This window comes from Paenibacillus sp. J53TS2 (genome assembly GCF_018403305.1).
GTDB lineage: Bacteria > Bacillota > Bacilli > Paenibacillales > Paenibacillaceae > Fontibacillus > Fontibacillus rhizolycopersici.
Window position 1 is genome coordinate 189,612 of sequence record NZ_BOSK01000003.1, and the last position, 11,488, is coordinate 201,099.

General features: G+C 49.4%; 11 protein-coding genes. 2 read left to right on the forward strand and 9 right to left on the reverse strand.

Annotated elements, in window-relative coordinates:
• Nucleotides 1–158: 158 nt before the first annotated feature.
• From KJS42_RS08745 to KJS42_RS08780, 8 genes are all read right to left on the reverse strand, one after another.
• Complete coding sequence (locus KJS42_RS08745; RefSeq protein ID WP_155607761.1) at nt 159–1,100, reverse strand: ABC transporter ATP-binding protein; 942 nt, start codon at nt 1,098–1,100, stop codon at nt 159–161.
• On the reverse strand, nt 1,097–2,092 hold the full coding sequence (locus tag KJS42_RS08750; RefSeq protein ID WP_155607762.1) for an ABC transporter ATP-binding protein: 996 nt from the start codon (nt 2,090–2,092) through the stop codon (nt 1,097–1,099). The genes KJS42_RS08745 and KJS42_RS08750 overlap by 4 nt, the downstream gene beginning before the upstream one ends.
• A 12-nt stretch (nt 2,093–2,104) precedes the next feature.
• Nucleotides 2,105–3,067 carry an ABC transporter permease gene (locus tag KJS42_RS08755; RefSeq protein ID WP_155607763.1) on the reverse strand — a complete coding sequence of 321 codons (963 nt, stop codon included), beginning with the start codon at nt 3,065–3,067 and terminating at the stop codon, nt 2,105–2,107.
• Between the two features lie 5 nt (nt 3,068–3,072).
• Nucleotides 3,073–4,005: an ABC transporter permease gene (locus KJS42_RS08760; RefSeq protein ID WP_155607764.1), complete on the reverse strand. Its 933-nt coding sequence runs from the start codon at nt 4,003–4,005 to the stop codon at nt 3,073–3,075.
• A gap of 190 nt (nt 4,006–4,195) precedes the next feature.
• A complete protein-coding gene (locus KJS42_RS08765; protein ID WP_155607765.1) occupies nt 4,196–5,905 on the reverse strand; it encodes a peptide ABC transporter substrate-binding protein in 1,710 nt (569 codons plus the stop codon).
• A 224-nt stretch (nt 5,906–6,129) separates the two neighbouring features.
• Entirely contained in the window at nt 6,130–6,513 is a 384-nt protein-coding gene (locus tag KJS42_RS08770) for a DUF3397 domain-containing protein (RefSeq protein ID WP_206106935.1), read from the reverse strand.
• Between the two features lie 78 nt (nt 6,514–6,591).
• Nucleotides 6,592–7,527 (reverse strand): ketopantoate reductase family protein, encoded by a 936-nt coding sequence (locus KJS42_RS08775; protein WP_193416363.1) that lies wholly within the window; start codon nt 7,525–7,527, stop codon nt 6,592–6,594.
• A 105-nt stretch (nt 7,528–7,632) separates the two neighbouring features.
• On the reverse strand, nt 7,633–8,289 hold the full coding sequence (locus KJS42_RS08780; protein ID WP_155607767.1) for an RsfA family transcriptional regulator: 657 nt from the start codon (nt 8,287–8,289) through the stop codon (nt 7,633–7,635).
• 347 nt (nt 8,290–8,636) lie between these two features.
• On the opposite strand from KJS42_RS08780, the gene KJS42_RS08785 reads away from it, so the two are divergent.
• Together KJS42_RS08785 and KJS42_RS08790 are read left to right on the forward strand one after the other, a co-directional pair.
• A complete protein-coding gene (locus KJS42_RS08785; protein ID WP_193416364.1) occupies nt 8,637–8,873 on the forward strand; it encodes a DUF2626 family protein in 237 nt (78 codons plus the stop codon).
• Between the two features lie 130 nt (nt 8,874–9,003).
• Nucleotides 9,004–10,080 (forward strand): coiled-coil domain-containing protein, encoded by a 1,077-nt coding sequence (locus KJS42_RS08790; protein ID WP_244868423.1) that lies wholly within the window; start codon nt 9,004–9,006, stop codon nt 10,078–10,080.
• Between the two features lie 11 nt (nt 10,081–10,091).
• Here KJS42_RS08790 and KJS42_RS08795 read toward each other — a convergent pair whose 3' ends face one another.
• Nucleotides 10,092–11,354, reverse strand: coding sequence for an ABC transporter substrate-binding protein (locus KJS42_RS08795; protein ID WP_213622619.1), 1,263 nt, complete (start codon nt 11,352–11,354; stop codon nt 10,092–10,094).
• Between the last annotated feature and the right edge of the window lie 134 nt (nt 11,355–11,488).

The window sequence follows — 11,488 nt, forward strand, 5'->3', positions numbered from 1 at the left end:
CTCCTGTCTGCATCAAAACCTTCCTTGATTGTACCGGATGTCCGGCCGCTCCGTCAAAGAAATCCTTACTTTTGCGAAACTTCTAACTTTCCGTAACCATTAAGCGCAAAAAAACTCCCGCAACCGTCATTTACGGCTGCGGGAGCTCGCAGGTTCAATCAGCCTTTCTTTGGCATGGAGACGAAATGTCCTTTGGACACTTCAACCAGCTCAGAGTTGTCCAAATCGAACAATCCGCCGCCGGATGTGCCTTCTTTGCCGATCGGGCCGCTTGCGGTATCTTCTAACTGGATCCGTTTCTTGTTGGCTTCAATTTCCGGATCCGGGATCGGAATCGCGGACAAGAGCGTTTTCGTATAGGGGTGCATCGGGTTTGCATACAGTTCTTCACTATCTGCAAGTTCCACGATCCGGCCCAGGTACATTACCGCAACCCGGTCACTGATATGTTTGACCATGGACAAGTCATGCGCGATAAACAGATACGTCAATCCCAGGCGATCCTGAAGATCTTCAAGCAGGTTAACGACCTGCGCTTGGATGGATACGTCGAGCGCCGAGATCGGTTCATCGCAGATGATGAACTTCGGATTTACCGCAAGCGCGCGGGCAATCCCGATCCGTTGACGTTGACCCCCGGAGAACTCGTGCGGATAACGCGTTGCATGGTCCGGGTTCAAACCAACCATATCGAGCAACTCTTCGACGCGTTTTTTGCGTTCCGCGTGAGAACCGGCCATCCCGTGGATATCCAACGCTTCGCCGATGATATCCGTAACGGTAAAGCGCGGGTTCAGCGATGCATATGGATCCTGGAAGATCATCTGCATATCGCGACGCATGGCCTTCATCTTCTTTGGCGACAATTGGTTGATATCCACGCCGTTAAAGCGGACACTGCCGGCTGTCGGTTCATACAAACGAAGGATCGTACGGCCTGCGGTCGATTTACCGCAACCCGATTCACCAACGAGGCCAAGCGTTTCGCCTTCAGCGATCGAAAAGCTAATATCGTTGACGGCTTTCAGAACGTTGCCGCCGCCGACATTAAAGTATTTTTTCAAACCTTCAACTTCAATCAAGGTTTTGCCTTTGCTCATGACGACTGTACCTCCTTGGCCATCGGATGAAGATCCCAGCAGCGAGCCGTATGCGTCTCGCTGAATACGGTCGCGCTTGGATCGATGCGTTCGCAAATCTTCATCGCCTGGTCGCAGCGAGCAGCGAAAGGACAACCGATTGGCGGCTTAATCAAATCCGGTGGCGTGCCGATAATTGGAATAAGCGGTTCGCCTTTCTTTTGGTCCAAACGAGGCATCGAACGGAGCAAACCTTTTGTATAAGGATGCTGCGGGTTCTTAAAGATCTCCCATTTCGTCCCGGTTTCCACCACTTCCCCGGCATACATAACGATAACGCGGTCACACATGCCTGCCACGACACCAAGGTCATGGGTGATCAGAATGATGGAAGTTCCAAGCCGGGATTGCATTTCTTTCATCACGTCCATGATTTGGGCCTGGATCGTAACGTCGAGCGCCGTCGTCGGTTCATCCGCGATCAGCAGTGAAGGCCGGCAAGCCAGGGCAATGGCGATCATAACACGCTGCCGCATGCCCCCGGAGAATTCGTGTGGATATTGGTTAAAGCGGGCTTCCGCATTCTTGATGCCAACAAGCTTGAGCATTTCGACAGCCTGTTTCTTCGCTTCGCCCGCTGACATATTCTGATGTTTGATTAATACTTCAGTAATTTGTCGGCCTACTTTGATCGTAGGATTCAAGGAGGTCATCGGGTCCTGAAATATCATGCCAATATCTTTCCCGCGGATCGATTCCATTTGCTTATCGCTTTTCTTCAATAGGTCTTGCCCTTGAAAAACAATTTCACCTTGTTTAATGATGGAAGGAGGGGATGGAATCAGGCGCATAATCGTTTGGGCCGTGACGCTTTTGCCGCTGCCGGATTCGCCGACGATCGCAACCGTTTCACCTTTCCCCACTTCAAAGTTCATGCCGCGGACGGCCTTCACTTCTCCACCTTTGACTTGGAAGGAAACATGCAAATCTTTGACTTGTAAAATCGGCTCCATTCATTCCACCTCCTATTTCTTCAATTTAGGATCCAGCGCGTCGCGAAGACCGTCGCCAAAAATGTTAAACGATAACATGGTCAAGCTGATCAGAATTGCTGGGAACAGCATACGCCATGGGTAGTACAACCAACCGGTCAGCGCATCGTTGATCATCGAACCCAGCGAAGCAACCGGAGCCTGTACGCCCAGACCAAGGAAGCTTAGGAACGCTTCGGCGAAAATCGCGTTTGGCACGGACAACGTGACCGTAACGATGATCGGGCCCACCGCATTCGGCAACAGGTGGCGGAACAACAAGCGTCCATGGCCTGCGCCCATCGAGCGGGAAGCGAGCACGTATTCGCGGTTTTTCAACTGCATAATTTCACCGCGCACGATCCACGACATGTTAATCCAGCCGGTAATCGTTAATGCCAGGATAATTGTCCCCAAACTTGGCTCCATCACTACCAGCAAAAGAATCGTAACGAGCAGGTAAGGAATGGAGTACAAGATTTCAGAAAACTTATTCATAATTTCATCGACACGGCCGCCATAGTAGCCCATGATACCGCCGTAAATGACGCCAATCAACAGGTCGATACAGGCTGCAGCCAAACCGACGATCAGGGAAATGCGCGCCCCCATCCAGGTCCGGATGAACATATCGCGACCGAGGTCGTCCGTTCCAAACCAATGCGTAGCCGAAGGGCCTTTGTTGGTATACAAGAGATCGTTCGAATAATAGTTATAGCCGTAAATCTTGCCGACGAGCCAAGGAGCGATAATCGCGGTTAGCGTAATCAACGCCAAGATGATTAAAGCCGTCATCGCAAGCTTGTTGCTGCGTAACCGTTGCCAAGCGTCGCGCCAGGCGGATATACTTTCGCGTTGGATCACTTCGGCTTCTTTCTCGTCCGTGCCGATTTTGCGAAAATCGTCCGCGGTTAGATCGGCTGGAGTCGGCATCATTTTGATCGGATTCGATTCCATGCGCATTATCCCTCCTTCCCTTTCGAAAGTTTAATTCTTGGATCCACGATCACATAGAGAATATCTGTGATGAAACGAGCCAACATCAGCAATACACCATAGAAGATCGTAATCCCCATAATCAGCGGATAATCGCGGACGCTGATCGCTTGCACGAACTGTTTGCCAATGCCGCCGATCCCAAAGATTTGTTCGATTACCACAGAACCGGTAACAATGTTCGCAGTCATCGGTCCCATATAGGTGATGACCGGCATAATGCCGTTGCGGATCACGTGGCGGAACAGGATAGCCATCCAACCGAGGCCTTTTGCCTTGGCGGTTTTGATATAATCGGCATGCAAGACCTCCAGCATGCTAGAGCGGGTTAACCTCGCGATAAACGCAATCGGTTGCGCGGTTAGGGCCGCCACCGGTAACACGTAATACAACGGTCCCTTAAAGCCCATCGTCGGCAGCCAGTGCAACTTCGAAGCGAATACATATTGCAGCAAAGAAGCGACGACGAAGCTCGGCACCGCGATGCCCAGCACCGCTAACACCATCGCCACATTGTCAATCAATTTGCGATGATACAGCGCTGCCAGCATACCAAGTACCACCCCGACAACTAACGCGACGACGATAGCTACGGCTCCCAGCTTCAAGGACGCTGAAAACGTTTGACCGATAATGTGGGAAACATCCTGGTTGATCTGTTTCATGGAAATTCCCAAATCGCCCTGCGCAATCTCACCCAAATATTTCAGATACTGCTGATAAACGGGCTTATCGAGTCCCAGCTGTTCAACTAGTCGTTCTTTGATTGCCGGTGGCACCTGCTTCTCCGATGTCAGGGGGCTCCCCGGAATGGCTTTCATCAGAAAGAAGGTCGCCGAAATGAGTATAAACAGCGAAACCAACATATAGAAAAACTTATTGGCAATATAACGCACCATGCCCGTTCACACCTCCTTCTTATAAATTTCGACATATATCGATTTTAGGTGAAAAAAACCACTTTGTCTATTCCATATAATTGTATAAGGACGAAATGCTTGGAAGAAATCCGCGCACAAAAAAAACGGGATATATATGGAATACCCACATATATATCCCGAAATTCCTATGAAGTTTGATACTTACCGATTAATGCTCCAACAGGTAAGCGCGGCTGTAATCGATCGCGCCACTGAAGTCCAATACTACGCCTTTCAGGTACGGTTTCGTAGCCGAAACGTTCGTGTAGTAGTAGAGCGGCATCAGGACTTGATTGTCCTTCATCAAGATTTCTTCGGCTCTTGCGAAGTTTGCATCGCGTTTCGCCATATCGTCACTAGTTTTCGCTTCTTGGATCAGCTTGTCATACTCTTCATTCGAGAAACCAGTGTCGTTGTTACCGCCGCCAGTTACCCACATATCCAAGTAAGTCATCGGATCGTTGTAGTCAGCACTCCAACCTGCACGAGCGACTTGGTAGTTCAAGTTTTGACGGTTTTCAATGAATACCGCCCATTCTTGGTTTTCCGATTTCACGTCAACGCCCAGGTTTTTCTTCCACATGTCAGCAACAGCCAACGCGATTTTCTTGTGAGCTTCACTGGAGTTGTAGATCAAAGTGATTTCAGGAAGTTTGGTGTAGCCTTCTTCTTTCATCCCTTGTTCCAAAAGCTTCTTCGCTTCTTCCAGGTTTTCTGTGAAGTAGTCGTCTTTGTGCTCATTACGATATTCATCGTTAACGCCTTTGATACCCGGAGGTACAAAGCCAAACGCCGGTACTTGGCCGCCAAGTGTTACGTTATCAACAATTGCTTGACGATCGACAGCCATCGAGAATGCTCTGCGGATATTCACATTGTCGAACGGTTTAGCTGTTACGTTAAATTCATAGTAGTACGTACTGGAAATACCTTTGATTTCCAATTCATCTTTCAATTGATCCTTCAGGATCGGGATTTGGTCGGTCGGAATTTCACCGTTAGGCGCACCGGCACGATCCAATTCGTTGTTTTGGTAAGATGCCAGCTCAGTCGCGCTGCTGTTTACCAAGGACATCGTAACTTTGCTCAACTTGATGTTGGCTGCATCCCAGTAGCTTTCATTCTTGGCCACTTCAATCGTTTGGCCCTTCACCCAGTTGGTCAAGGTGAACGCACCGTTCACGATCATTTTGCTTTGGTCAACCGCCCATTTCGGGTCATCCTTCACGGATTGGTGAACCGGATACAGCGTATAGAAAGAAGTCAGACCCAAGAAGTACGGTGTCGGAGCTACCAGATCAACTTCCAGCGTGTAGTCGTCAACTGCTTTAACGCCGACTTGGCTGAAATCCGTAACTTTTCCTTCATTATATTCTTGACCATTTTTCAGGTACCACAATTGGTATGCATAAGGTGCAGCCGGATCTGTCTTCGGGCTCAGGACGCGTTCCCATGCGAAGACGAAATCGTTCGCGGTTACAGGGTCGCCATTGCTCCATTTCGCGTCTTTACGCAGGTGGAACGTATACTTCGTACCGTCGATGTCCCAGCTTTCAGCTGCAGCGGGGATGACTTGACCAGATTCGTCCTGGCGCGTAAGTCCTTCGTACATCAACTTCAGAACGGTGTTGGCTTGGCTGTCTTGAGCTTGAGCCGGGTCGAATGTTGGCGGCTCCGCGCTCAGGTTAATTCTAAGCGTTTGATCTGCGGCCAATTTCTCTCCACCGCTGTTGCCACTGTCGGAAGCTGTATTGCCTCCGTTAGCTGCGCCGTTATTGGCAGCGCCATTGTTCCCGCCGTTCGAACCGCATGCGGCAAGCAAAGTGCCGACTGCAAGAACGAGCGTCAGAAGAAGCAAAAGACTTTTACTCTTCTTCATCTAGCAATATCCCCCTTAAAATGTTTTGGTATATGTTTTTAGATTATACAACCAGCGGTCAAAAAAATCCAACATAAATTTAAAGATTTTTCGCGCGATTTGATAAATTCAGCGCTTTTCTTTAACAAAATAGTCCAATATACAATATTGACATTTGTTTTCCTTAACAATTAACCAAAGATGTCATTCATTTATTCGGTATTCACCTGTATCCGTAGTTTGATCTATGCCGCTGTAATATATGTAATGAAGCTAATCAAAAATAACAGGACATAAGCCGCACCGGTTCCCGCAAACGCCAGGCGCCAAACTACGCGAAACAGCTTACGACCGTCAACCTTCCCCTTCAGGCGAGTCTGTGCGCCGCCAATCAACCCTCCGACAACCAGCAGAATGATGAGAATGAGATAGAAGCCAAAGGTTGAATGAAACACGTTATTGAACAACGCGGATACTGAAAAGATCAGAAACAGCGTCGTCACGTCCATAGCTAGCTTCAGCGCCGCTTTTTTATCCCGTCTCACTTGGAAATGAATGAAATAAACCAGCCCAAAAGGAATGATTGGGATCATGGCCAACACGATAAAGGAAGAGACCAACGCTTCCAAAGCCCCACCTCCACATCAATTTGTAATTAAAAAGATGACTTGCCAAGTAAGTAACTATATTTTTATATTCATGTCAGGTTATAATGCGCGGACCAGCCGCCATACCATTTCATGACCGGGGGCTGAAATCCCCTTGGTTTGTGCCATTTCGACCAATCGCCCGTTAATATAATCGATTTCCGTCGGCGTGCCCTGTTGCACATCCTTTAACATCGATGAGATATTGGTGGTTGTTGCCCGGCATACCGCTACGATTTGATCAAACATGTCATTATCGCAGGGAATCCCGTTGGAGTTATAGATTGCAGTACCTTCTTCGCATAACTGCCGCAGCAGGAGGAGTCGCTCCTCTTTTTCAAGCAACTGTCCGTTCGCAACCCTCCATAGAGCTGTTAACGGATTGATGACGGCATTGATCAGTAGCTTCTTATAGATTTCCCTCTCGATGTCTTTCGACAAAAGGGCGGTAAATCCTGCTGTCTCAAGCATTTTTACCAAACTTTCTCCATACCCCACTTGATCGTGCGAGCTACCGCTCTCGCCAATTTGCGTTGTCCCATGGCCGGCCCTGACGACGCTATATTCGTTTATCCGTTTCGCGCCTTCCGTCGTGATCGCCGCATATACCGGTACGCCAGGCAATGCGCTGCGAATCAACTCCATATGTCCTACTCCATTTTGAAAACACACGACCTTCGTCTCCGGACCCGCAAGTTGGCCGACGGAATTCAGCAGCTTGGTATCCAGATGCCGTTGTTTTGTCGTTAGCAGCAGCCAATCGGCTCGTTTGGCGATCTCGATCGAACCGCTTTCTTCCATATAATAAGCTTCGAACTGATTTCCCTCTACGTTGAATGAGGTCCCGTTCGGTTCGTCGAGCCGGATTCCTTCCTGCTTCAGCGAAATGGCTTGCTCGGGAGTCCTTGTCCAAAATCGAACGGACTCGCCGGACGACGCTAGCTTGCCACCAAAAAGCAACCCCAGCGCTCCTGCGCCAATAATATCAAATTGCATTGAAGCTCCACGTCCTTTCTTTCCTCCTATTCCCTTTATACCAAACCCTTCCCCTAAAACACAAAACTCCTGCCGTTTCGGCAGGAGTTTTCTGTCTCGTCCCTCTTATTCGATTCGTTCTAAATTTCCGTTCGCATCCATTTTAAATCGAGATTTACTTTCCTCGTCCTCTTCGTTCAAAAAAGCCAACCGCCGGGCCCGGTCCATAATCTGAATTAACGCCTTATAATCGTCGTTGACGACCCGATAATCGGTCTGTACCTCATTGACCTGCGTCGATAACCGTTCGTTTTCTTCGCGAAGTGCGGCAAGCTCCTCTTCTTTCTCACGCAGCTCCTTCTCCAGCGATTTCATTTGACGGTTCGTCTCCTGAACCGTACTTTTCCATCCGCGCAAAAAACGGATCACCGCATCGATGGATATCGTTTCCTCGGTTACTCCATCACTGCCGCGATAACCGCCGTCGTCCATTTCGACGGAAGCGAGGGAAGCCATGCCGGAACCCGCGATGAGCGGGGTTTGCTTTTTCATATAATTCCGTTTCTGTCTCTGTGCTTTGGCGATGCTGATGGCCGCTTCGTATTTTTTCCGTACGCAGCTATTCCATCGGAAACCGCAGGCCGCCGCCGTTCTGCCAATCCGTTCCCCGACCTCTTCGAAAGCGTTTAATTGGGTGCTGCCCTCCCGTATATGCCGAAGAGTCACCTCGGCCAGAATCAAATCGTCTTCTGCGCTCCATGCATCTTGTCTCACAGCTGTCATGCTATAAAAACCTCCTAACGACATCCTAGTCTAACCGTCTTCCAACCGGCGGTCTCCGGCAGGCGTATGGGTAAAATGCTTCTTACTCCATTTCTATGCCTCTCATAGAGTTCATAGAATCTATTTGATACTAAAATGTATTTCCAAAATCAAGGAACTCCATACATGACGTTCGCGGAAACGAATAACATAAGCATATGACAGTCGATAATACTGTTATATTGCTCACATTGTCATTTGCAGAATCTGGCTAAATATTGACTTTTCGTTTACACTTTTCGGCCTAACGGGTATAATGAGAAAAGAAATGGAAGGTTCGTTGATACATAAGAAAGGGGGATTACCTCGTGGCACGCATGTTCCGCGTCCTTGGCTTCTTCACTTTGGCTATTGGGCTTATGGCCTTTGCGGGCGATATGACGGAAATGGCCTTGCTATTTTTCTTGCAAACCGCCTTTTTCGTACTTTTCGGCTACTTGAAGTTTACCGAGAGAACCTATATCCTGCTGTTTTGGGGATACATGATCGTCGCTTTTACCGGTTTCAGCTACTGGACGATCTTTAAAATGGGTTTGCCCCTCTAATCCCAAGCGTTCATAAGTGTTCCAAAAGGGTGTTTCGGCTGTGGGCCGGAACGCCTTTTTTCGTTGCTTCTGCTATTTCCGAACCTGTTATCATATATATAGTACAACTATTGACGGGAGAGGATCGCTGTTGAAGAAACGCCTCATATCGCTCTGTCTATTGCTCTCATTGACTGCCCTCCATATTACCGGCATGCCTGCCGTTGCCGCACCGCTCACCGCCGAAGAACAACAAATCCTGGAGCAAAGCTTGTCGATTCAGGAAATCGACCGGGAAATCGAACGGATTGAGTCCCGCCAGCAGGAAACAGAATCGGCCATTCGTGATTTGCAGGAACAACTTTCCGATAAGAATCAACAAATTCGCGTCAGCCGGGAGCAAGCCGGCTTAAGGCTGCGTGCTTATTATATGGGAGAACGGGAAAATCTAATGTACGCTTTGCTGAGCGTGAACAACCTTAAGGATTTTTTTACCGTATTGGACTATTACCAACTCATTATGGATCGGGATCGCGTCGTATTAAACCAATACAAGTCGGACTACGCCAAGCTAAAGCGTACAAAGCAGAAACTGGATGATACTTCCATTGAATTGGCTCGCATGAAAGAAGAGCTTCAGCTCCAACGTAGCCGTGTCGCCGCTCTTCAGCAAAGGGTCGATGAAACGCTTGGGCTCAGTACCGACCCCGAAAAGCTCAAAGCGCTGATTCAAGAGCTCACGGCTTATTGGGAGAATGTCGGATTATATGAGTTGCGGAAGTATTTTCAGGCACTCAGTTCCGCCATGTCGCACTTTCCCGACTTCCTGCAGCAAAACGAGAACAGCTTGATTGCCGAAAAAGGCGGTTATCGCCTGGAAATCCGCGAAGAAGAGCTTAATGCCTTTCTATATAGTCAAAACGAGCTGTTGAAAGATATGAGTTTTCGCTTCGAAAAAGATAAGATCGTTGCGCGAGGTAGCCGGGAGGGCTTGAAGCTCGAGGTTGAGGGACATTATACGGTAGAGCAAGAACCGGAGAATTCAATCGTCTTTCACGTTGACCGCCTGTTGTTTAACGGCTTGGCGCTGCCGGATACGACGCGGGCCGAGCTGGAACGGGATTTTGATCTCGGATTTTATCCTAAAAAAATCGTCCCCTTCGTTGAGGCCACCGATGCGGCCATCTCCGAGGGAACGTTGACGGTGAAATTAAAATTGGCTTTGTAAGTAAAGCGGCGTTACTGGCTAAGCTCAGCCAACCGGCCGCGATATTGCTTGGCGGTTATCGCCCCACTCAAATAATCGTAAGTGAGTGTCGCGAACGCTTCAAGTTGTCCTGGCAACGCCGGACTCGCCGGGAGTGCAGCTCCGGCCCCGGCAGCCAATGTAGCGGGAATCCAAGCCGGCAGCTCGTTTCGAGCAGCTTCGTAATAAATGGTTTTCACTACCGGAAGCTGCCCCGATGATTCCTGCCAGCGCATCTGATTTAACGCGGAGGTCATCTCCGAGATCCACAAACCTGCCGCTTCGGGATTGTCCGTTTGGGAGGAGACGGCATAACTACGTCCTCGTATCCAGGATGACGCCAAATTCGGCTGCACCTCCGGCATCCACACTTTCATTTGGGGATGCGTATGCTTCTGGGCGTCAGTTGCCGGGACGATCATCATGGCCAACTCATCGCTATTCAATTTCCCCCACGCATCAGCTCCCGCCGCACCCGAATCCAGTAGCCAAGGTTGAATCTGCTCCATCTGTTGCAGTGAGAACGGCATGTTGCCCTTTACCGCAAAAAACGGCTCGGTCCCCCCCGGCTTCCAGCCTCCCCCGATTTGCCAAAGCAGCGTTGCCGCCGCATATGGATCGCGATAATCCAAGCCCAATAGGTAGGGTTGGGAACGTTGTTTTTTATAAGCGGATAACAAGGCGTTCCAATCGTCCACCGATGCTGGCGGATGCTCCAGGCCCAACTGCTTTAGCTTGGCCGGGTTATAGACCATCACATAGGGGTCTACGTCCAGCGGAACTCCCCAGACATAACCGTTCCATTCGTTAGGAATCAAGGAAGCACTTAACACTTCTCCAGACAATGAACCTGAATAATATCCCTCTGTGGGCAGCAGGTAACCATCCGCAGCAAAGCGGCGAATCCAGACATTGTCCAATAGCAGCACGTCCGGCGAATCCCCTAGCTTCATGAGTTGTCGCTGAAAAGAAGCATAGGTCTCCTCTGCCGGTACATTCACCAGATCGACCTCCACCGGATGGATCACCGTAAACTGCCGGTTCATTTCCTCCAAGCGCCGGAAATCGGACTCGTCCATTTGCACCGCGACTTGAATATGGCCAGTCTCTTGAAGGTTACTCGCTTCGGGCGGTGTAAACGGCAAGGTCTCACCGCGGTCTTCCGGGCGAACCAACGTCGTTTCTTCGCTAGGGGACAGATTGATTAAAGCGAGCAGCAGGATTGCAAAAAGCACCCAATGATTTTTTCGCTTCACGCCTGTTCTTCCTCTCCTCAGTTTAGGAGCGTAAGTCAATAAACATTCCGATACTCCGTATTGTAGCAAATCGTGGAATGGATTGTCCCGTAAAAAATTGTATATGGGGAGGTCGCGGGAGGATTCGGGCGATA